This is a genomic window from Vibrio sp. NH-UV-68, assembly GCF_042940635.1.
Classification (GTDB): Bacteria; Pseudomonadota; Gammaproteobacteria; order Enterobacterales; family Vibrionaceae; genus Vibrio; species Vibrio pacinii.
In genome coordinates this window covers 559,499-583,442 of record NZ_CP134975.1, presented here as the reverse complement: position 1 = coordinate 583,442, position 23,944 = coordinate 559,499, and the positions used below count along the sequence as shown (strand labels likewise).

23 protein-coding genes, 2 tRNA genes and 2 rRNA genes are annotated in these 23,944 nt (G+C 45.2%); 5 read left to right on the top strand and 22 right to left on the bottom strand.

Annotation, left to right across the window (positions count from 1 at the left end; translation table 11 throughout):
• Window positions 1-2 precede the first annotated feature (2 nt).
• The 5 genes from cpaB to ViNHUV68_RS02770 form a co-directional block, all read right to left on the bottom strand.
• Complete coding sequence (cpaB, locus tag ViNHUV68_RS02790) at window positions 3-746, bottom strand: Flp pilus assembly protein CpaB (RefSeq protein ID WP_038175017.1); 744 nt, start codon at window positions 744-746, stop codon at window positions 3-5.
• Window positions 743-2,089: an AAA family ATPase gene (locus tag ViNHUV68_RS02785; protein WP_391089202.1), complete on the bottom strand. Its 1,347-nt coding sequence runs from the start codon at window positions 2,087-2,089 to the stop codon at window positions 743-745. Before ViNHUV68_RS02785 ends, cpaB begins: the two co-directional genes overlap by 4 nt.
• A 25-nt stretch (window positions 2,090-2,114) precedes the next feature.
• Window positions 2,115-2,627: a prepilin peptidase gene (locus tag ViNHUV68_RS02780; protein ID WP_038175019.1), complete on the bottom strand. Its 513-nt coding sequence runs from the start codon at window positions 2,625-2,627 to the stop codon at window positions 2,115-2,117.
• Window positions 2,628-2,651: 24 nt separating this feature from the next.
• Window positions 2,652-2,816 (bottom strand): Flp family type IVb pilin, encoded by a 165-nt coding sequence (locus ViNHUV68_RS02775; RefSeq protein WP_038175020.1) that lies wholly within the window; start codon window positions 2,814-2,816, stop codon window positions 2,652-2,654.
• A gap of 145 nt (window positions 2,817-2,961) precedes the next feature.
• Window positions 2,962-3,141 (bottom strand): Flp family type IVb pilin, encoded by a 180-nt coding sequence (locus tag ViNHUV68_RS02770; RefSeq protein WP_038175022.1) that lies wholly within the window; start codon window positions 3,139-3,141, stop codon window positions 2,962-2,964.
• A 441-nt stretch (window positions 3,142-3,582) separates the two neighbouring features.
• Between ViNHUV68_RS02770 and ViNHUV68_RS02765 the strand changes: the two genes are divergently transcribed.
• The 3 genes from ViNHUV68_RS02765 to ViNHUV68_RS02755 all read left to right on the top strand — a co-directional run bounded on the left by ViNHUV68_RS02765 (window position 3,583) and on the right by ViNHUV68_RS02755 (window position 7,145).
• Window positions 3,583-4,320 carry an AraC family transcriptional regulator gene (locus ViNHUV68_RS02765; RefSeq protein WP_038175023.1) on the top strand — a complete coding sequence of 246 codons (738 nt, stop codon included), beginning with the start codon at window positions 3,583-3,585 and terminating at the stop codon, window positions 4,318-4,320.
• A gap of 127 nt (window positions 4,321-4,447) precedes the next feature.
• The gene (locus ViNHUV68_RS02760) at window positions 4,448-6,133 is read left to right on the top strand and encodes an AMP-binding protein (protein WP_038175025.1); all 1,686 of its coding nucleotides are present in this window, start codon (window positions 4,448-4,450) and stop codon (window positions 6,131-6,133) included.
• 112 nt (window positions 6,134-6,245) lie between these two features.
• Window positions 6,246-7,145, top strand: coding sequence for a LysR substrate-binding domain-containing protein (locus ViNHUV68_RS02755; protein WP_391089199.1), 900 nt, complete (start codon window positions 6,246-6,248; stop codon window positions 7,143-7,145).
• A gap of 2 nt (window positions 7,146-7,147) precedes the next feature.
• On the opposite strand, the gene ViNHUV68_RS02750 is transcribed toward ViNHUV68_RS02755, so the two are convergent.
• The gene (locus tag ViNHUV68_RS02750) at window positions 7,148-7,354 is read right to left on the bottom strand and encodes a DUF1127 domain-containing protein (protein WP_391089197.1); all 207 of its coding nucleotides are present in this window, start codon (window positions 7,352-7,354) and stop codon (window positions 7,148-7,150) included.
• Window positions 7,355-7,450: 96 nt separating this feature from the next.
• Here ViNHUV68_RS02750 and ViNHUV68_RS02745 point away from each other — a divergent pair, with 96 nt between their 5' ends.
• On the top strand, window positions 7,451-8,383 hold the full coding sequence (locus ViNHUV68_RS02745) for a LysR substrate-binding domain-containing protein (RefSeq protein ID WP_038175029.1): 933 nt from the start codon (window positions 7,451-7,453) through the stop codon (window positions 8,381-8,383).
• 75 nt (window positions 8,384-8,458) lie between these two features.
• On the opposite strand, the gene fusA is transcribed toward ViNHUV68_RS02745, so the two are convergent.
• The 12 genes from fusA to trmJ all read right to left on the bottom strand — a co-directional run bounded on the left by fusA (window position 8,459) and on the right by trmJ (window position 19,157).
• Window positions 8,459-10,546 (bottom strand): elongation factor G, encoded by a 2,088-nt coding sequence (gene fusA, locus ViNHUV68_RS02740; protein WP_038175031.1) that lies wholly within the window; start codon window positions 10,544-10,546, stop codon window positions 8,459-8,461.
• Between the two features lie 226 nt (window positions 10,547-10,772).
• Window positions 10,773-11,198, bottom strand: a complete 426-nt coding sequence (ndk, locus tag ViNHUV68_RS02735; protein WP_038175032.1) for a nucleoside-diphosphate kinase — start codon at window positions 11,196-11,198, stop codon at window positions 10,773-10,775.
• 57 nt (window positions 11,199-11,255) lie between these two features.
• Window positions 11,256-12,554 (bottom strand): aminopeptidase PepB, encoded by a 1,299-nt coding sequence (pepB, locus tag ViNHUV68_RS02730; RefSeq protein WP_391089194.1) that lies wholly within the window; start codon window positions 12,552-12,554, stop codon window positions 11,256-11,258.
• A 147-nt stretch (window positions 12,555-12,701) separates the two neighbouring features.
• Window positions 12,702-12,896 (bottom strand): Fe-S cluster assembly protein IscX, encoded by a 195-nt coding sequence (iscX, locus tag ViNHUV68_RS02725; protein WP_038175034.1) that lies wholly within the window; start codon window positions 12,894-12,896, stop codon window positions 12,702-12,704.
• Window positions 12,897-12,946: 50 nt separating this feature from the next.
• On the bottom strand, window positions 12,947-13,285 hold the full coding sequence (gene fdx, locus ViNHUV68_RS02720; RefSeq protein ID WP_038175036.1) for an ISC system 2Fe-2S type ferredoxin: 339 nt from the start codon (window positions 13,283-13,285) through the stop codon (window positions 12,947-12,949).
• An 11-nt stretch (window positions 13,286-13,296) separates the two neighbouring features.
• Window positions 13,297-15,150, bottom strand: coding sequence for a Fe-S protein assembly chaperone HscA (gene hscA, locus ViNHUV68_RS02715; protein WP_391089191.1), 1,854 nt, complete (start codon window positions 15,148-15,150; stop codon window positions 13,297-13,299).
• Between the two features lie 18 nt (window positions 15,151-15,168).
• Window positions 15,169-15,684 carry a co-chaperone HscB gene (gene hscB / locus ViNHUV68_RS02710; protein WP_038175038.1) on the bottom strand — a complete coding sequence of 172 codons (516 nt, stop codon included), beginning with the start codon at window positions 15,682-15,684 and terminating at the stop codon, window positions 15,169-15,171.
• A gap of 56 nt (window positions 15,685-15,740) precedes the next feature.
• Window positions 15,741-16,064: an iron-sulfur cluster assembly protein IscA gene (iscA, locus tag ViNHUV68_RS02705; protein WP_038175041.1), complete on the bottom strand. Its 324-nt coding sequence runs from the start codon at window positions 16,062-16,064 to the stop codon at window positions 15,741-15,743.
• Window positions 16,065-16,128: 64 nt separating this feature from the next.
• Entirely contained in the window at window positions 16,129-16,512 is a 384-nt protein-coding gene (iscU, locus tag ViNHUV68_RS02700; RefSeq protein WP_038175042.1) for a Fe-S cluster assembly scaffold IscU, read from the bottom strand.
• Between the two features lie 49 nt (window positions 16,513-16,561).
• Window positions 16,562-17,776 carry an IscS subfamily cysteine desulfurase gene (locus ViNHUV68_RS02695; protein WP_038175043.1) on the bottom strand — a complete coding sequence of 405 codons (1,215 nt, stop codon included), beginning with the start codon at window positions 17,774-17,776 and terminating at the stop codon, window positions 16,562-16,564.
• A 29-nt stretch (window positions 17,777-17,805) separates the two neighbouring features.
• Complete coding sequence (gene iscR, locus ViNHUV68_RS02690; protein WP_038175044.1) at window positions 17,806-18,312, bottom strand: Fe-S cluster assembly transcriptional regulator IscR; 507 nt, start codon at window positions 18,310-18,312, stop codon at window positions 17,806-17,808.
• Between the two features lie 122 nt (window positions 18,313-18,434).
• Complete coding sequence (gene trmJ / locus ViNHUV68_RS02685) at window positions 18,435-19,157, bottom strand: tRNA (cytosine(32)/uridine(32)-2'-O)-methyltransferase TrmJ (protein ID WP_038175045.1); 723 nt, start codon at window positions 19,155-19,157, stop codon at window positions 18,435-18,437.
• Between the two features lie 178 nt (window positions 19,158-19,335).
• Between trmJ and suhB the strand changes: the two genes are divergently transcribed.
• A complete protein-coding gene (gene suhB, locus ViNHUV68_RS02680) occupies window positions 19,336-20,139 on the top strand; it encodes an inositol-1-monophosphatase (protein WP_391089187.1) in 804 nt (267 codons plus the stop codon).
• 344 nt (window positions 20,140-20,483) lie between these two features.
• Here the strand turns inward: suhB and ViNHUV68_RS02675 are convergent.
• The 4 genes from ViNHUV68_RS02675 to ViNHUV68_RS02660 all read right to left on the bottom strand — a co-directional run bounded on the left by ViNHUV68_RS02675 (window position 20,484) and on the right by ViNHUV68_RS02660 (window position 23,840).
• Window positions 20,484-20,560 (bottom strand) — tRNA-Trp (locus ViNHUV68_RS02675).
• Between the two features lie 34 nt (window positions 20,561-20,594).
• Window positions 20,595-20,671 (bottom strand) — tRNA-Asp (locus ViNHUV68_RS02670).
• A gap of 73 nt (window positions 20,672-20,744) precedes the next feature.
• Window positions 20,745-20,861: ribosomal RNA gene (gene rrf, locus ViNHUV68_RS02665) — 5S ribosomal RNA — on the bottom strand.
• Between the two features lie 88 nt (window positions 20,862-20,949).
• Window positions 20,950-23,840, bottom strand: a 23S ribosomal RNA gene (locus ViNHUV68_RS02660).
• Window positions 23,841-23,944: the final 104 nt, after the last annotated feature.

Below are 23,944 nucleotides of genomic sequence, written 5' to 3'. Positions count from 1 at the left end.
CCTCAATCATTGACTCTGATATTGCTTTTCTCGGTTCCCTTGAGAATCGTGACACTAGGAGCAACATATCTTTTGATCACTTTTTCTTCCGCATGGGGGTTACGTAATGTCAGCTGTATTTCGCCTTTACTGCGGGCGGACAACAGTTTTTCCGCTTCATTGGGGGAGACCTCTAGCGTCACTGCTCTGACAATAACCGGCTTGTTCTCGGTACTTCTTGCGGTCTGATCCACGGCAAGTACTTTAATATTTTTCAACACCGTTAGCGTTCTGGCTGAGGTTCTGCTGTAACTTATCGTATTGAGCACATCGACCCTATTGCCGGGTAATAAAAACCCAGCCACACCAATAACGTCATTTACCCGGATGGTAACCGCACGCTTGTCTTCGGGAATCAAGGCCGCCAATGTCGACCCTTCACCAGAATTGGCCAGACGGTTTCTATTGATGATTTCCCCTGGGTAAATTGTCGTCGCGGCCACTTCACCAAGTATTGATTCTTCAGTGATAAACTGCGCTTCATCTCGCCACGCGACTTCAAGTAACTTGGCCGCTATATGTTGCTGCTCAATAATGCTCCCGGAAGGAATCTCTTGCGCCGCAACCATAACAGGTTCACGTTCAACCACTTCAACTTCAGTTTGCGGGGTTAACTGCCTGTCCATCCATTGCTTAGCAAAAAACACCGCCCCTAAACCAAAAGCGATAGAGAGTAAAAATAATAAGATAACTTGGCTTCGACTCATCGGGCACCTCCACCTTTACCATCCGCTGTAAAGTAGACATCCCAAGCTCGGGCAACGATCTCTGCGGTAATCACTGGTTCGTTTTCTTCGAAGACAATGATGTCACGGCTGATACCGACTAAATCTTTGGGAATACATGGGAAAAAACCCACACTGTGTTGCTGATGCAAGTCCAATAATGTGGGGAAACAGCTCTCTGCGAGTTGTAAATTTCGTCCTTGAGAGAGCTTGTCCCATAACTGGCGATACTCTAATTCCAGCAAGGGACCAAACTGAATTTTGTAACCTAATCTGCGCAAAAAGGCAGGATCACTGATCTTTTCTGGGTCTAAGTTAGTAGAGAAAGCCAGGGTAAGAATAAAAGGGATCGTAATTTGTTGGCCATTTGGCAACGAGAGGTAGTCGTAGAAATATTCCATCGGCACTATCCAGCGATTAAGCAAAGTGGCGACTGGCATGGTTTGGCGACCTAAATCATCAATAATGAAAATACCATTGTTGGCCATCATCTGCAGCGGCGCCATCCAGACACGATTATGCTCACTGTGATTAACCTCAAGCATATCCATCGTCAGCTCCCCCCCAACTTGGATACTGGGGCGTTCGCATAGACACCAACGTCGATCAAACTGCTCTTTAAAGGCTATCGATTGGATTTCTGAACTCGTAACCCGCTTATGGTGCTGAGGAGAAAATACTTTAATGATGTTACCTGCCGCGTAAACCGCGTACGGAATATAAACGGAGGTGTTGAGAGAATTGAGCAAGCGCGTCGCAACAAACGTTTTGCCGGTTCCCGCATCTCCGTATAGCAACAACGCTCGACCAGAGTTAATGGCAGGTCCTAAGCTAGCGATCATCCGTTCAGCGCCTAAAACATCGCTTAATGCATAAGTGACGTCTTGACGGTTGACCATCTGTGCTCGGACATCTTGCGCTTTTACCATCGCGTCATAGCTGGTGAGTGAAACGGGCACAGGTCCTAGGTAGGCATCTTTTACAAAAGCGCTATCGGCTTCTTGCACTCCTTGCTCAGAAAGACCGTAACGGATATGCCCTGTGCTGGTCGTTTGAAAACCAGCGCTTTGGGCCTGAAACACTTCGACCAAAGATTTTGCACGCAAGTCACCTAACATCTCCTCAATCATGTGGCTGTTGATGCACATTAATTTAGTCAGTTGCAAAAGATCTGACTTAGGGTATGCGGCAAGGTGCTTAACCAGTAAGTTTTCTAATACTGCTTTGGGCAAACCTAGCGCATCGAAAGAAGTCGGCACAGATGGAGCATCAGCTTGAGGCGTCAGTTCGATCCTGTGTTTTATTTGCGCTGTCGCTTCAACCATAGTGACTCCTTGTCTTCTTTGTGATTTAAAAGTAATGGAACATGGCAAGACCAATTACAACGACAGGAGCAAAAGGCATCCGAAGTTTTTTCTCGATGCTTCCACCATTGGTCATCACTAAGCTCGCTTGAGAGCCATAAGCGAGCATCATTGAATATTTTTTAATAAGCTGTTTGAGCGTAGAGCCGGTTTGAACTCGATTAAATAACGCATACAACAGACCAACCACCACGCTTGATAGCGCAATCCAGACTGTCGCATTGAGTAATTGCCCCCAGCCAAGCCAGAAACCGACCACACCCAATAATTTGACATCACCTGGAGCCATAATACGAATGAAGTGGAGCAGAAGTGCGGAAACAAAGAAAATCGCACCGCCTGAGAGAGAGTTGAGAAAAACGTCCAAGGGGTCAGGTTGAAAAAAACCGTTGATGACACATACAAGCAGTGTAATAAGCAAATAAACATTGGGGATGCGATGCTCACGCGCATCCGTAACAGCTATAACAACTAATCCGAACCAAACTAAGTAATTCATATTAGACCTTGTTTAAGCTAAAAGTTAGCCCTCAAAAATTGAGCTTAATTCTGATGTAAGGGAGTCGCTAAAGGCGACAAAAACACCGGAAAACACAATGACCATCAATCCTGCACCAACGACATACTCAACAACCGTAAGGCCACTCTCATCGTTTAAAAAAGCTTTAACACTCGTCCATATTTTCATGCTGTCCCCCTAAAAACATTTAGGCTTGTAAAACTATGGTTGAGTCTTACAAGCCTAAAATTAATAATAGTCGGGATTTGAGTTATTTCCTATTTACATTTATATCAGCAAAAAATAACTCCGCACACGATGGTATTTGATGGTGTTAGCCTGCCGCTGGTTCATCAAAAATAGTCGCGAGTTCTCCTTGTAATAAGGTGCCTAAATTGTCAAATACCGCAGCCAATGCGATAACAATCAGCCCGGCGCCGACAACATACTCGACGACCGTTAGACCTTCTTCATCTTTGATAAATGCAGTGATGTTTTTGATTAGCTTGCTCATGAGGTGTCTCCTTCCAAAGTTCATTAAGCTATGCGCTTATTGATAAATTTAGAGATAAACGGAAACAAGCGTTAGGACTTTGTTAGTCATCATTGGTACTTTTTTGCCACCTAACCATTCATTAACCAGATGGATTAGAACGACACATATCAAAATTTGACTAATTTAAACTAATAGCTCTAACTAAGGATAAATATAAAAACTTATGAAACAGCAAGTTATTTAACCACTAATGTTAATAATTCAGCCAAACGGACAAATGAGCACCATTTCTCACTTTTGATACTTGACGAACTTTATATAAAATGAAAATGAGACTTTAGTTCAAATAACATCCACTATAAACATAACAACACTCAATAGTCACCTTGCCGTTGTCAGCGATATACGACTAAGCTGATGGGTAGATTTCCTTTACGGCAAATAGGTCTGGAATATATCGTGGATGTGCTACACAAAGGGTATTGGCTTGGAAAATCAGCAACTTACATACCAAAAGACACAGTTCGTTCGCTAGAGCGATATTTCCATCTTTGGGATTATGGCTACGACGTGTCAGTGCTCAGTGAACCCAGCATTCATTTCTGTTTTTTCTATTATGACGACTCTTTTCATTCGCTCTTTCTTACCGCGACTAAACTATGCCAAAACCTAGATAAACGCTTGGTCGTCATCTACAACGAAAGACTACCTGCAGAGATCGAACATTTAGAGGTGGTATTTTCAACCTTCAATTTAGGTTCTGATGATATGCATACTTGGGCTGAAGAACTTAATAAACAAATCATCTACCAATTCACCAAACATCAAGACATCCTCGATATCCATAAGCTCACTCAAGTCCACTCGCACAAACATATCAGCAAAGACTTAGTTGAAATGCTCCGATACATCGAAAAAAATCTATCGCGAACCATACGTGAAGAAGACGTTGCCGAATACTGTCACTATTCCGTGACCTATTTTTCTAAGTTTTTCCATAAAACTATTGGGGTCAGTTTTCGAGATTATTTAACTCTTAAGCGGATCAATTTAGCCAAACAGTTGTTGATCAACGCGCGAAAAGAGAAGATCTCATTCATTGCATTTCAGTGCGGCTACAATGATGTCTCTTACTTTTCACGTATTTTTAAGAAAAAAACGGGGATTAGCCCTGCAATCTACCGTCAACTACACTAACAGTGTCATGGTCACAAGATGAACGCAAACTCTCGATAATTGCTTTCATCCCTTTTAGTGAGCATGTTAGAGTTAACATTCTATTAACAATAAATATAATATTTTGCCAATAACACGGAGTTAGAGAATGATTCAGCCTAACGAGTTAAGCAAACCACACTGTGCTCTCCCCCCGCCGAATGAGATGATCTTAAAATGGGCGCAAGAGCGCCCAGACCAGGTCTATTTGAAACAGACTATTAATCGCCAACATGTCGAGTTCACTTACGCGCAAGTCGCTGACCAAGCTCTAAAATTGGTAAGTGTGTTAAATGAACTGGGTATCCAGCCAGGCGATAAAGTCGCATTGGTTTCAAAAAACTGTGCCGAATGGTTTATTTGCGATTTGGCCATGACACTTGGTGACTTTGTCAGTGTACCGATTTTCCCTACTGCGGGAGCGGACACCATTGAATACTGCTTAACGCACAGTGAAAGCAAAGCGCTTATCGCGGGTAAGCTCGACGACAAAGCAGCAACACAGCAAGCCATCGATTCAATTAGCGAGCTGATTACGATTTCACTGCCTTATGACTCGGCGCCAAACTGTCAATACCAATATTCTGAGCAGATAGCCAAAGCGATACCGACGACAAATCGCCCAGAACACTATGACGATAAACTGATGTCTATCGTATACACATCGGGAACATCAGGATTACCGAAAGGGGCGATGCTCACTTACGGCGCATTTAGTTGGTCAGCTCAGCAGCTGATCAATCATATTGGTATCGAGAAGAATGACCGTCTTTTCTCTTACTTGCCGCTCGCTCATATCACCGAGCGTGTTTACATTTTTGGCTCTTCTATAATGGGCGGTGTGCAAACCGCTTTTCCAGAGTCTCTCGATACCTTTATCGAAGATGTTAAGATGCAGCGTCCGACGCTGTTCATCTCAGTACCACGCTTGTGGACACTATTCCAACAACGAATCCAAGATAAACTTCCGCCGAAAAAACTTAACTTACTGCTCAAGATCCCGTTCGTTAACTCATTAATCAAGAAGAAGCTCGCAGAAGGGCTTGGGTTGGATAAAGCTCGAGTGCTAGGTTGTGGCTCGGCGCCAGTGTCTCCCGCTCTGCTTGAGTGGTATCACAGTGTGGGCTTACACATTACTGAAGCTTGGGGGATGACCGAATCTTTCGCTTACAGCACCCTAAACTACCCATTTAGAGCCGACAAGATTGGCAGTGTCGGTAACGCCGGGCCAGGTATCGAATTAAAAATTGCCAATGACCAAGAGATCATGGTTCGCAGCAAGGGGATGTTCTCCGGCTATTATAAAAATGATATTGCCACTCAAGAGTCATTTGACGCTAATGGTTGGCTCCACACTGGCGATATCGGCGCGATCGACAGCGAAGGATATTTGACGATTCAAGGGCGTAAAAAAGACACCTTCAAAACCGCAAAAGGTAAGTTTGTCGCCCCTGTACCGATTGAGAAAAAACTGTTTGAGTACAGCCGCGTCGAGATGATGTGTCTGATCGGACTTGGCTTACCCGGGCCGATTTTGTTAGTCGTACCGCATGACTTCCCTAATTTTGATCGCAAACGTTATGAACGAACCACGAACAAAGTCATTGCACGAATGAACTCTGAACTTGAATCTCACGAGCAAATCAAAGGCGTGCTGATGATCAAAGACCCATGGACGATTGAAAATGGCATTTTGACACCTACGCTAAAAATTAAACGTCACGTCCTTGAGCAAAAGTATCACGAGATGGGACAAAACTGGCCTAAAGGCCAACTGGTCGTTTGGGAAGAATAGCTTTCTAGTCAACTATCAACACAACAAAAAGGAGAGCAGCGCTCTCCTTTTTGCATTTTCAACTAAAGCGATTATGATGCCAAGATAAGGGATCAATAGTTAGGGATAAAATATGGATGCAAGGCTGCATCATTTACCGGGATTGCGCTACTTTGAAGTAGCCGCTAGGCTCAACAGCTATAGTCGAGCTGCAAATGAACTCTGTATTAGCCAAGCGGCGGTCAGTCAGAAGATTCGTCAACTTGAAGATGGCCTTGGTTGCAAACTGTTTGTCCGCGATGGTAGAGAGATGCGCCTGACAGAGGCTGGTAAGATTCTCTTTCGTCATGTCTCGCTTGGTTTTGATCACATCATCACAGGTTTAAATCAGATCCAAAATGAACCTGTTGAAGGCCTACTATGCGTAAGTTCAACGCCTTCTTTCGCCTCTCGTTGGCTACTGCCTAGGTTGTGGAAATTCTCGATTCAGCACCCAGGTATTCCGATCCGAATTATTACCAGTTGTGATGCTCCTAAACTTAAACAAGGTGATGCTGATGTCGCAATCTGGCAAGGTGACGAGCTTGATCTCACTGGCGAACAACAGCTCAATAAACACCTTCTGTTCGAAGAAACCATTTATCCTTTTTGCTCGCCCCATTTAGCTGATTCAATCCAACTGACTTGCCCCGAACAGCTACTCAATTGCTGGCTGATCCACTATGAGTCTGGTGGCTACCCTTGGCAGACCTGGTTTGCTCAAGCGGGCGTCAGTATGAACAAAGACTCGGTTCAATGGATGGATGTAAGCACCTTTGACCATGCTATGAACGCGGTCATAGCAGGTCATGGTGCCTGTTTGGCGAGTGACTCACTGGCGAGTGATTATGTCGAACGAGGCTTACTCATCAAACCATTTGATATCGGCATGACGCCGGGGATTCAGTTCAATCTTTTTTATGATGAGAAGTCACCTCGTCGGAATCGTATCGCCGCGTTCGCCAACTGGTTACAAAGTGAGGTTGTCGAGTAACGCTATTTATCCCAAAAGTGTCGAATACTTTCTTGCCTCGCTTGCTCTCGCCCCACACCAATATCTTCTAAAAGATGTTCAGATAAGTTTGCGAGATCTTTTCTCGTCCGATAGTTTCGCCACCATTTACTCACATTAGTTAAGATTTTCTTATTCCAAGTAAGTGTGTCGGTTAGTTTTACTTTATATCCAAACTCTGACGTTTCCATAATCTATACTCAAGTTGCATTTGATGAGTAAATAATCGACTATCACGTAAGTTCTCTCAAACGATACTACCTGACACTCAGTTAAGGAAATCTTAAGTGAAAGAAAAATTACCGCCATTACAAGGACTTTATTACTTCTATACCGCAGCAAAGCTAGGCAGCTTTAAGCTCGCTGCTAGTGAGTTGTTTGTTACTGCCGCAGCGATTAGCCAACAAATAAGGCAACTAGAGGAAACTCTGGGAACCGAACTATTTTTACGTCAACACAGAAAAGTAACGTTAACGATGGAGGGCGAATTGTTGTTCGCCCAATCGCAAAAAGGCTTCGAACATCTTCATCAAGGCATTAGACAAATCAACCAAGATCCAAACCCAAACCAACTGTCTATTTCGACTTTACCGTCTTTCGCTCAACATTGGTTAGTTCCTAGGATCGGTCACTTTAGGGAGCTAAATCCCAACCAAGAGTTGATGATCGAACCGACAAACAGACTGGTTGATTTTCAAAATTCGAATATCGATTTATGTATTCGCTATGGACCAGGTCAATACCCTAACGTCACAAGCAAATTGCTAATGGAAGAGTTACTCTATCCTGTCTGCCATCCAATTTATCAACAACAGCATGGCATCTATCAGCTAAGTGATTTAACGGCAGCAGATTTAATTGAAGATTACTGGCCAGATCTGAATTGGGGAGCTTGGTTAGAAAATATTGGCTATGCAGCGCAAAAACCGACACTTAAGTACAACGGTTCTCATTTTGTATTGGAGGGTGCTCTTGCGGTACAAGGCGTGGCACTGGCCAAACATAGTCTTGCCAATAGGTATATCGAAGAAGGTAAATTAGTACGAATTGGCCACGTTGCTCAGCGTACGGACTACAATTATTTTATCTGTGCTCCTAAATCCTACTTTAAGCGTGAGAAAATTCGTCGCTTCTGCGAGTGGATATTTAATCAAGTCGATGAAAGCCGTACTTATTGTAAACTAGATTGTGACATCATCGACACACGCAGTCCTCAGTAAACTAAACGACCAATAAAAAGCCCCTGAAGTTTTCACTTCAGGGGCTTTTTTAAGCTATCAAGCTAACAAAAAGAATTACTTCTTAGCGTTACGCTCTTTAACTTCAGCAATAACTTGCTCAGCAACGTTTGCTGGACAAGGTGCGTAGTGTGCGAACTCCATAGAGAACTGACCACGGCCTGAAGTGATAGTACGTAGGTGACCGATGTAACCGAACATTTCTGAAAGAGGAACGTCAGCTTTAATACGAACACCAGTAGCACCAGCTTGTTGGTCTTTGATCATGCCACGACGACGGTTAAGGTCACCGATTACATCACCAACGTTGTCTTCTGGAGTGAACACGTCAACTTTCATGATAGGCTCAAGAAGCTGTGCGCCCGCTTTAGGCATAGACTGACGGAATGCACCTTTCGCTGCAATTTCGTAAGCGATAGCTGAAGAGTCAACTGCGTGGAAACCACCGTCGAATAGTTCAACTTCAACGTCTAGCGTTGGGAAGCCAGCAAGAACACCCGTTTCCATCATAGAACCGAAGCCTTTCTCAACTGCAGGCCAGAATTCTTTCGGTACGTTACCACCAACAACTGATGACTTAAACGTGTAACCAGAGTTTGGCTCACCTGGTTTGATACGGTAGTCGATTTTCGCGAACTGACCAGAACCACCAGACTGTTTCTTATGCGTGTAGCTATCTTCAACAGGTTGAGTGATAGTTTCACGGTAAGCTACCTGTGGAGCACCTACTTCTAGCTCAACGCCGTAAGTACGCTTAAGGATATCTACCTTGATGTCTAGGTGAAGTTCACCCATACCTTTCAGGATAGTCTCGCCTGAATCTTCATCAGTCTCAACTTGGAAAGATGGATCTTCTGCAACCATTTTACCGATCGCGATACCCATTTTCTCAGTAGAACCTTTATCTTTAGGTGCAACTGCGATTGAGATTACTGGTTCTGGGAAGATCATCGCTTCTAGAGTACATTCATGCTTAGGATCACATAGTGTGTGACCTGTTTGAACGTTCTTCATACCAACAATCGCGATGATGTCGCCAGCTTGAGCTTCAGTTAGCTCGTTACGCTCATCCGCCTGCATTTCACACATACGGCCGATACGTTCAGTTTTACCTGTTGCAGAGTTAAGGATGGTATCACCCTTCTTCATGCGGCCAGAGTAAATACGGATAAAGGTTAGCGCGCCGAAGCGGTCATCCATAATCTTAAACGCAAGTGCACGTAGAGGCTCATCTACTGATACTGTAGCAACTTCGCCTGTTGGCTCACCTGTTTCTGGATCAGTTAGTGGCTGAGGATCAACTTCTGCTGGCGCTGGTAGGTAATCTACAACTGCGTCTAGGATAAGCTGCATACCTTTGTTTTTGAATGCAGAACCACAGTAAGTTGGGAAGAACGCTAGGTCACGAGTACCTTTACGGATACAACGTTTTAGGTCTTCGATAGAAGGCTCTTCACCTTCCATGTACGCTTCCATTAGGTCGTCGTCTTGCTCTACAGCAGTTTCAACTAGCTCTTCACGGTACTGTTCAAGCTCATCAACCATGTCTTCTGGGACATCTTTGATTTCGTAGTTTTCTGGAAGGCCAGTGTCATCCCATACGTAAGCTTTACGGCTTAGTACATCAACAACACCGATAAAGTCATCTTCACGACCGATAGGTAGTGTCATAACTAGTGGGTTTGCACCAAGAACGTTCTTCACTTGATCAACAACGTTAAAGAAGTCTGCACCCATACGGTCTAGCTTGTTAACGAAGATCAAACGAGCAACTTCTGAGTCGTTCGCGTAGCGCCAGTTTGTTTCTGACTGAGGCTCAACACCACCAGAACCACAGAATACACCGATACCACCATCAAGAACTTTAAGAGAACGGTATACTTCTACTGTAAAGTCAACGTGTCCCGGAGTATCGATAACGTTTAGACGGTGACCATTCCACTCACAAGTTACCGCTGCTGATTGGATTGTAATACCACGCTCAGCTTCCTGCTCCATGAAGTCGGTAGTAGACTCACCGTCGTGTACTTCACCCGTTTTGTGGATTTTACCAGTGAGCTTTAGGATGCGCTCCGTAGTGGTCGTTTTACCCGCATCAACGTGCGCGAAAATACCAATGTTTCTGTACTTTGATAAATCTGCCATTGTCTTACTCTGTTTATAAGGTATAAATTGCGCGCAGAGTATATCACAATCTGTCAAGACTGATACCCTTGCGTGTGTTTGTGCTCAAAAAAACTTGTCCTTCCAATACTAGCAGGAATTACTCATCAGTCTTAACAATGATCTGCGAACAAGCTTAATATTTTGCTATTAGAAATGCTGCTTGATAGTACCAGCAGCACCAATAAGTTTCGTGTTCGTTAGGCGATTAACGCGGACAAATTTCCGAACTCGGAAAAAAGAACTCGATCTCACGCGCAGCCGACTCGGGGCTATCTGAACCATGGACTGAGTTATGACGCATACTAAGCGCGTAGTCCGCTCGAATCGAACCACAAGCGGCTTGTTCTGGGTTAGTTTTACCCATCAACTCACGGTAGCGTGCGATCGCATTTTCACCTTCAAGTACTTGAACCATCACTGGTCCCGAAGTCATGTACTCTTTCAAAGCAGGGAAAAATTCTTTGCCTTCGTGTTCTGCGTAAAAAGCACTCGCCTGTTCTTCAGTCAAATGTACCATTTTAGCAGCAATAATTCTCAAACCTGCTTTTTCTATACGGTGGTAAATTTCACCAATAAGATTACGTTCTACTGCATCAGGCTTAACAATAGAAAAAGTTCTTTCTAGAGCCATAAGGGTATCCTTTCGTTTTCTTTGTTGTAATGAAAGAGGCTCTACGGCCTCTTGATATTATTTTTCTGCTTGTTGAAGTAATAATCCCGCTAAAGTGCGTACACCAACACCGGTCGCACCTGCCGCCCACTTGTCTGTTGGCGCTTTGCGATAGGTCGCAGCACAGTCAAAATGCAACCAACCTTTTTTGTAATCTTCAACAAAATATGACAAGAAAGCCGCCGCTGTGCTGGCTCCTGGTGCGTAATCGCCGCTGCTAATGTTCGATAAATCAGCAAAGTTTGATGGTAGCATTCCACGGTGAAAATCAGCCAAAGGAAGCGGCCACAAGCCCTCTTTCTCTGCATGTGCTGCCGTTAGTGCCTGATGTGACAGTTCATCATCAAAACTCATTAATGCATGATAGTCATTGCCTAATGCATTTTTTGCCGCACCAGTAAGAGTTGCGCAGTCGATAATAAGTTCAGGTTTTTGTTCACTGGCGTACATCAGGCCATCTGCCAATACTAAACGCCCTTCGGCATCAGTATTCATAATCTCAACCGTTTTACCATTTTTATAGGTGATAATATCGCCTAATTTGAGAGCTCGGCCCGAGATCATATTCTCAGCACAGCAAAGAATCAGTTTCACACGCTTATTTAATCCACGCATGATAGCTAGACCAAGACCACCAGTAATGGTACCTGAACCGCCCATATCCGCTTTCATCGAAGTCATAAAATTAGAAGGTTTAATGCTGTAACCACCAGAATCAAAGGTGATACCTTTACCAACTAAACAAGCAAAAACTGGCGCGTTTTCATCGCCTGTCGGATTAAAATCAAGTTGTAGCATCGCTGACGTACGCTCTGAGCCACGTCCTACGGCGTAGATGCCCTGCCACCCTTCAGTTAATAAATCTTTATCTTTGACGATACGTACCGTGACAGAGCCTTCAGGTGCCACTGACTTGATGAACTCCGCCGCCATTGAGGCGAGTTGACGCGGGGCGACTTCTTCTGCCGGTTTATTGATGATATCTCGAGTAAAATCGGTTGCAGTGATACGCGCACTCAGCTCTGCCTGTTCGGCGTCAGCAAGGGGTTGCCAAATCATCTGGTTGACTTGCTTCGGTCCACGATAACCTTGATGAAAGGACCAGATATTTTCTAAATCCCAACCTTGACCTTCAAGCGACACACTGAGGATCCCCTGGCTATCAAGTTTACGTGCTGCGCGCTGAATCGCGCCAAGATCATCGCTACCCTCTAGATGGATAGTCGCATTATTGTCTGAAAAAGAAACGATCGCCTTGTCACCCCATTGCGCTGCTGCCGGTGACTGGCTTAGAAATACTGACATCTGTGTAGACATGGTTTCTCCTTGTCTTTTCTGGCGTTGCCTACGCCTTTCTAGTTACTGCTGGATGTTAACACTTTAAAGTGAAATTAATAAAAAACGGACCAAAAGGTCCGTTTTTTTTCGTAAAATTTGTTAACTATGATGGGTTTCCCATCAGGGTTAGTCCATTTCATCCATCCAACAAAGAATAATCGCTTCTAAAATTTTTTCGTTAGAACGATTAGGCTCGTCATCAAATTCATCAAGTTCTGTTATCCACTGATGCAGATCGGTAAAACGCACATTCTTAGGATCAATATCAGGAAACTTGTCACATAGCTCAATCGCAATGTCACGAGAGTCGGTCCATTTCATACATTACCTTCCTTTTATATTATAACTAAGTAACCTTGCCTGAAAGTCGATTAATGATCTTCAGAAGCGTGGTTTAATGTGTACTTAGGAATTTCAACCACGAGATCTTCATCGGTGATTCGAGCCTGACAACCTAGTCTCGATTCCGGCTCCAGACCCCAGGCTTTATCAAGCATGTCATCTTCAAGTTCATCGCTCTCATCAAGAGAGTCAAATCCCTCACGGATAACCACGTGGCAAGTCGTACACGCACATGATTTTTCACAAGCATGTTCAATGCTGATGCCATTTTTAAGCGCGACATCAAGTACAGTTTGACCCGGCTCAGCTTCTAATACCGCACCTTCTGGGCACAAGTCTTCATGCGGAAGTACAATAATCTTAGGCATATCTTTATCTCTTAAATATCATTCACGGATTGACCTGCCAATGCAGCTCGAATCGATTTATCCATACGACGTGACGCAAACGCTTGGCTTGCCTTGTCTGTGTCTTTTATTCCTTGCTCAATAGCGTCGGCATCGCCGCTATTGCGCAGTTCAATAAGCGCTTCAATCGCGTTAACCAGTTCAGCTCTCTCTTGTTCAGAGAGTAGATCATCGCCATCTTGTTGCATGGCAACAATCAGGCCTTCGATGACACGATCGGCCTCTACACGCTGTTCAGCGAGCGCTCGTGCCTGCATATCATCTTTAGCATGCGTCATTGATTCACGCAGCATGTTAGCCACTTCATCATCGCTCAAACCATAAGATGGCTTGACCTGTATTTCAGACTGAACACCGGTGCTTTTTTCCATTGCAGTGACAGATAACAGACCATCTGCATCAACTTGGTAAGTCACACGAACATGGGCCGCACCAGCGGTCATTGGCGGTATACCTTTCAGTGAAAAACGGGCAAGAGAACGGCAGTCATCGACCATCTCACGCTCGCCCTGCACAACATGCACACTCATCGCCGTTTGACCATCTTTGAACGTGGTAAACTCTTGTGCTCGCGCCACTGGAATCGTCGTGTTACGGGGAACAATTTTTTCCACCAAACCACCCATAGTTTCAATACCGAGTGACAGTGGAATCACATCTAATAGCAGCATTTCTGAATCAGGCTTGTTACCGACAAGAATATCAGCTTGGATCCCCGCGCCAATCGCAACCACTTCATCAGGATTAATACTGGTTAATGGCGTACGACCAAAAAACTCACCAACCATTTCACGGACTAAAAGCGTACGAGTTGAACCTCCAACCATAACGACTTCTAGTACTTCATTTGCATCAATATCAGCGTCTTTTAAGGCCCGTCGACAAGACATCAAGGTTTTCTTAACCAGCGGGCGAATAAGATCTTCAAACTCAAGTCGTGTGATTCGGCCTGACCAACCTAACAGATCCACATTCACTTCATCTTGTTCAGAGAAAGCAATCTTTGTCTTCGTGGCTACATTCAGACTAACTCGATTTTGCTCCGCCGTTAACGGCGTGCTAATACCAGCTTTATCTACTAGGTATTCTGCTAACAAGTGATCAAAATCATCACCGCCAAGTGCAGAGTCCCCCCCCGTAGCTAATACTTCGAATACCCCTTTAGATAAACGAAGGATAGAGATATCGAATGTACCGCCGCCTAAGTCATAAACAGCAATCACCCCTTCTTGAGCCGAATCTAGACCATAGGCAATAGCCGCGGCCGTCGGTTCATTCAATAAGCGAAGTACATGTAAGCCTGCAAGCTTAGCCGCATCTTTTGTGCCTGCACGCTGCGCATCATCAAAGTAAGCCGGAACAGTAATCACAACCCCTGCAAGCTCACCACCGAGCGTCTTTTCTGCTCGCTGACCAAGGGTACGCAAAATATCGGCAGAAACTTCAATCGGGTTTTTCATTCCCATTGCCGTTTCAAGTACTGGCAGTCCGTTATCACTGGTCTTAAAGTTATATGGCAAGCTTGGGTAACGCGTTTGGATATCACTTAAAGAACGACCTAACAAACGCTTAACCGAAATAATGGTGTTCACCGGATCAACTTCGGCTTTAGCTTTCGCACTGTAACCAACTTCAGGTGCATCGCCCGAATAGTTCACGACGGAAGGTAATAGACTCACACCTTGCTCGTCATTGAGGGTTGTAGCCTCACCACTGCGTACGGATGCAACCAAAGAGTTGGTTGTACCTAAGTCGATACCTGCAGCAAGTTTATGCTGATGAGGAGCCGAGCTCTGGCCCGGCTCTGCAATTTGAAGTAGTGCCATGCTGATCCTTGTTGTTGACTAGCCGAGGAGTTTCTCTTCCACTAGCTCGATTTGATGTTTTAATTTGGCAATAAATTTAAGTTTGCGCACTCGATCCGCCGCGTGTGACCAATCGCTATCGTTGAGCTCTTGCTCGACACTCACTAACTGCTGTTTAAACATTTTTGACACCTTAGTGTCAAAGTCGAACAATGCACTTTCAGGATCGTCACTGGCGGCGATGTCTTCCAACTCTTCACGCAACTCCATTTGTTCCATCAAGAACATAGGGTCTTGCATCGTTTGTTGCTCACCACGCAGCTCGACACCGTTTTCGGCAAGCAAGTATTCAGCGCGAGAAATAGGGTTTTTGAGTATTTGGTAGGCGTCGTTGATCTGCGCCGCTTTTTGAACCGCCATTAATCGATCACGTTCAGACGCGGTAGCAAATTTATCAGGATGAAACTGCGTTTGCAGTTGACGGAACTGAGAAGCAAGAAGGCTACCATCCAGCGCAAACTGACTTGGTAGCCCAAATAATTCAAAGTAATTCATGTTGAATTCGGTCCCTGGTATTTTACCAGCAAGCCAAAGCTTACTGGTGCTATCAATTAAACGTTGAAGCTTTCACCACAACCACATTCACCCTTCGCATTCGGGTTGTTAAACTCAAACCCTTCATTGAGACCTTCTTTAACGTAGTCAAGCTCAGTACCATCGAGATAAACCAAGCTTTTCTGATCAATAATCACTTTGACATCTTCATGTTCAAAGACTTGATCTTCTTCATTAAGCTCATCAACGAATTCCAACACATACGCCATACCAGAACAGCCCGTCGTTTTAACACCCAAGCGTAAACCGATACCTTTTCCTCGGCTGTCTAGGAATGATCTAACGCGATTTGCCGCGGTTTCTGTCATTGTGATGGCCATACTGCACCTTAGTCTCTTTATTGCGAATGAAATGGGAGGAAGCCTCCCATTATATACGGATTACTTATTGTTGGTGTTTTTTCTTGTAGTCTGCGACCGCTGCTTTAATTGCGTCTTCGGCAAGAATTGAGCAGTGGACTTTTACTGGTGGTAGTTCCAACTCGTCAGCAATTTCCGAGTTTTTGATTGACGCAGCATCGTCAATACTCTTACCTTTCACCCATTCGGTGACGAGAGAGCTTGATGCTATCGCACTACCACAACCGTAAGTTTTAAACTTCGCATCTTCGATAATGCCTTCTGGCGTGACCTTGATTTGAAGCTTCATTACGTCCCCACAAGCCGGCGCGCCAACCATGCCGCTACCGATTGATGGATCTTCTTTATCAAATGAACCAACGTTACGTGGGTTCTCGTAGTGATCAATTACTTTTTCGCTATATGCCATGATATTTACCTCGAATCCTCTATCTCTATCCTTGGAATGAAATGTTCGATTAGTGGTGTGCCCACTCAACCGTACTTAGATCAATTCCTTCTTTATACATATCCCATAGAGGAGACATGTCTCGCAGCTTAATCACTGCAGTACGAATTTGTTCGATTGCGTAGTCGATTTCTTCTTCAGTGGTAAAACGACCAAACGAGAAACGCACTGAGCTATGTGCTAACTCATCGTTTAGACCAAGAGCGCGTAATACGTAAGATGGTTCTAGGCTGGCAGAAGTACATGCACTACCTGAAGACACCGCTAAGTCTTTCAATGACATCAGCAATGACTCACCTTCAACAAAAGCAAAGCTGATGTTTAGGTTGTGTGGAACACGTTGCTCAAAGTCGCCGTTAACCGTAACTGCTTCTAGATCTTTTACACCATCAAATAGACGATTACGCAGCGCTAAAGCGTGCTCGAAATCTTTTTGCATATCTTCTTTTGCGATACGGAAAGCTTCACCCATACCAACAATTTGGTGAGTCGGCAGCGTACCAGAGCGGAAACCACGCTCATGACCACCACCGTGCATTTGCGCTTCTAGACGAATTCGTGGTTTACGACGAACATAGAGCGCGCCAATACCTTTAGGGCCGTAAGCCTTGTGTGCAGAAAGAGAGATAAGGTCAACTTTCATCTCTTGTACATCAAGAGGCAATCGACCTGCTGACTGAGCTGCATCAACATGAAAAACGATCTTACGTTCACGACACAGTTCGCCAATTGATGCAATATCTTGAATCACACCGATCTCGTTATTTACGTGCATGATTGATACAAGCACAGTATCTTCACGCATAGCAGCTTCAAGCTTGTTTAGGTCAATAAGACCGTTCGACTCTGGCTCTAAGTAAGTAACGTCAAAACCTTCACGCTCAAGTTGGCGGCAAGGATCGAGTACTGCTTTGTGCTCAGTCTTACACGTGATGACATGCTTGCCTTTCTTCGCATAGAAGTGCGCAGCACCTTTAATAGCTAGGTTGTCAGACTCAGTCGCACCTGAGGTAAATACAATCTCGCGTGGATCAGCGTTGAGCAAGTCAGCAATCTGTTCACGCGCAGTATCAACCGCTTCTTCTGCCTGCCAACCGTAACGATGTGAACGTGACGCTGGGTTACCAAACGTACCATCCATGGTCATGTACTGAACCATTTTTTCAGCCACACGTGGATCTACTGGGCAGGTCGCTGAATAATCAAGATAAATAGGCAGTTTCATTCTTTACTCCAATGTAACAAGCAGACCGCTTAAGAGCGGACGTTCACACCAATGGGTGCAGTGTGAGTATTTTTATTAGCGAACCCATTATTTACAACAAGCTCTAAGTCTTGTCGTTCGGTAATTTCTAGCACTTCATTATCTTTCATCAGCTCACCGAGCGTAATGTTGTTTAAGAAGTCGCTGATACGTGAGCTTAAGTCACGCCATAGTGTATGTGTTAAGCAACGAGAGCCGCCTTGGCAGTCTCCTTTACCGTTGCATTTGGTGGCATCGACTGATTCATCCACCGCTGCAATCACAGTACCGATTGCAATCGAGTTTGCATCTTCACCTAAACGGTAACCACCGCCTGGCCCACGAACACTCGTGACTAAACCAGCTTTACGCAATTTAGAGAAAAGCTGCTCTAGGTATGATAAAGAGATACCCTGTCGCTCTGAAATATCCGCAAGAGGCACAGGAGTTTGTTGTGAGTGTAGAGCCACATCTAACATGGCTGTCACTGCGTATCTTCCTTTAGATGTAAGTCTCATAGAACACCATATCCACATCGTTTATGTGGCATCAATTCTTTCATACCCGACTAAAATGGTCAAGTATTTAATTGACTAAAACAGTCAAGTATTTAACCACTCTAACCTCATGGGTACTATTGTTAGGAAATACGCTTCTCTATTGCAGTTAAAATACCACGTAGAATATTAATCTCTTGAGCTTCAGGACGAGCACGGTTAAACAAGCGACGAAGTTTATTCATCACTTTACCAGGCTGTTCTTCACTAATGAATTGGGTCTGTTTAGCCACTTTTTCAAGGTGCGTGAAAAACATTTCTAGCTCTTTGTGACGTGGATACTCGACTTGATCTTCTAAAACAAACTGGCTTTGTTGATATTCAAGATAAGCCATTCTTACTTCATAACTCAGTGTTTGCACCGCCATAGCTAAGTTGAGAGAGCTATACTCAGGGTTGGCGGGAATACAGACGTGATAGTGGCAAGTTTGCAGCTCTTCATTGGTAAGCCCAGTGCGCTCGCGGCCAAAAACTAACGCCACTGGTGCAGCCTGACCTTGTTCCACAAATTTCTGACCACACTCTCGTGGCTCTAACATTGGCCATTCTAGCGTACGAGAGCGTGCACTAGAGCCGACAACGAGCGAGCAATCCGCAACAGCATCATTAAGAGTATCGACAATCGTCGCGTTCTGAGCGATGTCTGCTGCACCTGCTGCTAAAGCAAGTGCTTGGTCATCAACACTGCATTGAGGGTCAACTAGAACTAAATTCGTCAATCCCATCACTTTCATGGCACGCGCTGCCGAGCCAATATTTCCAGAGTGAGAAGTTCCAACCAGAACCACTTTGACGTTGTCGAGCATGATAAAATCCTAACACTAAAATCGAAGCTGCAAGATAGTATCATATACCTGAGTAAAATGGTCAGACCCTTACAGGTTATAAAACCAAAAGTGCAAAAATTAACCACTTCCATTTGGCGATTTATCTGATATACTCTCGGCCGTTTTTCTGTTCTTTAACATCCGTTGGGAAATTATAATGCATCCAATGCTTAATATCGCTATTCGTGCTGCACGAAAAGCTGGCAATCACATTGCTAAATCTTTAGAAAATGTAGAGAAGATTGAATCTACTCAAAAAGGCACGAATGACTTTGTTACTAACGTAGACAAAGAAGCGGAAACGCTCATTATCGAAACCATTAAAGCGTCTTACCCTGAACACTGCATTATTGCAGAAGAAAATGGCGTCATTGAAGGTAAAGATACAGACGTACAATGGATCATTGACCCACTGGATGGCACCACAAACTTTATCAAAGGTTTACCACACTTTTCTGTCTCTATCGCTGTTCGCTTCAAAGGTAAAACTGAAGTGGCATGTGTCTATGACCCAATGCTCAATGAGCTATTTACTGCACAACGTGGTTCTGGCGCTCAACTTAATAATGCACGCATCCGCGTCAAGCAACTTAAAGATCTACAGGGCGCTATTATTGCTACTGGCTTCCCATTCAAGCAAAAACAACACTCAGAGTCTTACTTTAAGATAATGTCTGCGCTTTTCGTCGACTGTGCTGATTTCCGTCGTACGGGCTCTGCAGCTCTTGACCTATGTTATCTAGCGGCTGGCCGTGTTGATGGTTTCTTTGAGTTAGGCCTAAAACCTTGGGACATCGCAGCTGGTGAACTTATTGCTCGCGAAGCAGGGGTTATCGTTACTGATTTCGCTGGTGGTACTAACTACATTAAATCTGGCAACGTTGTAGCTTCAAGTGCTCGTGGTGTGAAAGGTATGCTTAAACATATCCGTGAAAACGGTAATGAAGCAATCCTAAAATAATATCGAAACTCCGTCACAGCTGATATTTAGCCCACTCGAAAGAGTGGGCTTTTTTGTACCTGAGATCTCAACTCTAAAGAAATCAATTTGCACCGAAAGGCTCTAGTGGCGAGTACACAACGAGCCGCTTCCCTAGTTAAACCAGGGGCATGCTAAGCATTTAAATCTCCTAGAGAGAGATGACTATTACTGATAGAGTCCTAATAACAAATAGCGCAGAACTGGTGATAGTAGGTGTTGAAATAACAATAAGTACACCTACTATTGGTTAACGAAAGACTTAACCAATCATGCAAATTCTAGAAATGAAAAAGGCTCTAGTCTTTCGACTAGAGCCTTAAATATGGCAGGGGTGGAGAGATTCGAACTCCCAACACGCGGATTTGGAATCCGCTGCTCTGCCAATTGGAGCTACACCCCTATTTTCAGTTTAAAGAGCTGAAACTCTGAATAAATGGCGGAGTGGACGGGACTCGAACCCGCGACCCCCGGCGTGACAGGCCGGTATTCTAACCAACTGAACTACCACTCCGCAGTGGCGTACTCGCGTTCGCAAGTGTCCATTTTTTGTCTTCACCTTTATAAAAGGCAAACACTAAATTAAAGCCTGGCGATGTCCTACTCTCACATGGGGAGACCCCACACTACCATCGGCGCTAATTCGTTTCACTTCTGAGTTCGGCATGGAAATCAGGTGGGTCCAAATCGCTATGGTCGCCAAGCAAATTCTTAAAATTCGGAAAGCTATAAAAGTTCGTCACACATTCAATATTCTTGCTTTGAGTCCAATCAAAACCCTTTGGGTGTTGTATGGTTAAGCCTCACGGGCAATTAGTACAGGTTAGCTCAATGCCTCGCAGCACTTACACACCCTGCCTATCAACGTTCTAGTCTTGAACAACCCTTTAGGACACTTAAAGTGCCAGGGAAGACTCATCTCAGGGCTCGCTTCGCGCTTAGATGCTTTCAGCGCTTATCGATTCCGAACTTAGCTACCGGGCAATGCCACTGGCGTGACAACCCGAACACCAGAGGTTCGTCCACTCCGGTCCTCTCGTACTAGGAGCAGCCCCCTTCAATCTTCCAACGCCCACGGCAGATAGGGACCGAACTGTCTCACGACGTTCTAAACCCAGCTCGCGTACCACTTTAAATGGCGAACAGCCATACCCTTGGGACCGACTTCAGCCCCAGGATGTGATGAGCCGACATCGAGGTGCCAAACACCGCCGTCGATATGAACTCTTGGGCGGTATCAGCCTGTTATCCCCGGAGTACCTTTTATCCGTTGAGCGATGGCCCTTCCATTCAGAACCACCGGATCACTATGACCTGCTTTCGCACCTGCTCGAATTGTCATTCTCGCAGTCAAGCGGGCTTATGCCATTGCACTAACCACACGATGTCCAACCGTGTTTAGCCCACCTTCGTGCTCCTCCGTTACTCTTTGGGAGGAGACCGCCCCAGTCAAACTACCCACCAGGCACTGTCCTCACCCCAGATAATGGGGCTAAGTTAGAACATCAACACTACAAGGGTGGTATTTCAAGGTTGACTCCACCGATACTGGCGTACCGGTTTCAAAGTCTCCCACCTATCCTACACATGTAGGGTCAATGTTCAGTGCCAAGCTGTAGTAAAGGTTCACGGGGTCTTTCCGTCTAGCCGCGGGTACACTGCATCTTCACAGCGATTTCAATTTCACTGAGTCTCGGGTGGAGACAGCGTGGCCATCATTACGCCATTCGTGCAGGTCGGAACTTACCCGACAAGGAATTTCGCTACCTTAGGACCGTTATAGTTACGGCCGCCGTTTACCGGGGCTTCGATCAAGAGCTTCGACCTAAGTCTAACCCCATCAATTAACCTTCCGGCACCGGGCAGGCGTCACACCGTATACGTCATCTTACGATTTTGCACAGTGCTGTGTTTTTAATAAACAGTTGCAGCCACCTGGTATCTGCGACTCTCAATAGCTCCATCCGCAAGGGACTTCACCGTCAAGAGCGTACCTTCTCCCGAAGTTACGGTACCATTTTGCCTAGTTCCTTCACCCGAGTTCTCTCAAGCGCCTTGGTATTCTCTACCCGACCACCTGTGTCGGTTTGGGGTACGATTCCTTACAATCTGAAGCTTAGAGGCTTTTCCTGGAAGCATGGCATCAATGACTTCACATCCGTAGATGCTCGACATCGTGTCTCAGCGTTATGAAAGTCCGGATTTACCTAAACCTTCCGCCTACGCACTTGAACCTGGACAACCGTCGCCAGGCCCACCTAGCCTTCTCCGTCCCCCCATCGCAATTGTAAGAAGTACGGGAATATTAACCCGTTTCCCATCGACTACGCCTTTCGGCCTCGCCTTAGGAGTCGACTTACCCTGCCCCGATTAACGTTGGACAGGAACCCTTGGTCTTCCGGCGTGGAGGTTTTTCACCCCCATTATCGTTACTCATGTCAGCATTCGCACTTCTGATACCTCCAGCAAACCTTACGATTCACCTTCAACGGCTTACAGAACGCTCCCCTACCCAATACAGTAAACTGTATTGCCGCAGCTTCGGTGTATAGCTTAGCCCCGTTACATCTTCCGCGCAGGCCGACTCGACTAGTGAGCTATTACGCTTTCTTTAAATGATGGCTGCTTCTAAGCCAACATCCTAGCTGTCTAAGCCTTCCCACATCGTTTCCCACTTAGCTATACTTTGGGACCTTAGCTGGCGGTCTGGGTTGTTTCCCTCTCCACGACGGACGTTAGCACCCGCCGTGTGTCTCCCGGATAGTACTTACTGGTATTCGGAGTTTGCAAAGGGTTGGTAAGTCGGGATGACCCCCTAGCCTTAACAGTGCTCTACCCCCAGTAGTATTCGTCCGAGGCTCTACCTAAATAGATTTCGGGGAGAACCAGCTATCTCCAGGTTTGATTGGCCTTTCACCCCTAGCCACAAGTCATCCGCTAATTTTTCAACATTAGTCGGTTCGGTCCTCCAGTTGATGTTACTCAACCTTCAACCTGCCCATGGCTAGATCACCTGGTTTCGGGTCTATATCCAGCAACTCGACGCCCAGTTAAGACTCGATTTCTCTACGGCTCCCCTAGATGGTTAACCTTGCTACTGAATATAAGTCGCTGACCCATTATACAAAAGGTACGCAGTCACCCAACAAAGTGGGCTCCTACTGCTTGTACGTACACGGTTTCAGGTTCTATTTCACTCCCCTCACAGGGGTTCTTTTCGCCTTTCCCTCACGGTACTGGTTCACTATCGGTCAGTCAGTAGTATTTAGCCTTGGAGGATGGTCCCCCCATATTCAGACAGGATATCACGTGTCCCGCCCTACTCGATTTCACTGATTATGATGTGTCGGTTACGGGGCTATCACCCTGTATCGCGAGACTTTCCAGACTCTTCACCTGCATCATTAAAAGCTTAAGGGCTAGTCCAATTTCGCTCGCCGCTACTTTCGGAATCTCGGTTGATTTCTTTTCCTCGGGGTACTTAGATGTTTCAGTTCCCCCGGTTCGCCTCATTAACCTATGTATTCAGTTAATGATACGTGCTTATGCACGTGGGTTTCCCCATTCAGAAATCCCAGACTCAAAAGGTTGTTACTACCTAATCTGGGCTTATCGCAAGTTACTACGTCTTTCATCGCCTCTGACTGCCAAGGCATCCACCGTGTACGCTTAGTCACTTAACCATACAACCCGAAAGGGTCTTTGTTAGCAACCAAAGTTGTCTGCATTTTTATACATGTGCAGACACGATTTTGCCGGACTCAAATATTAAACATCACAACGTATT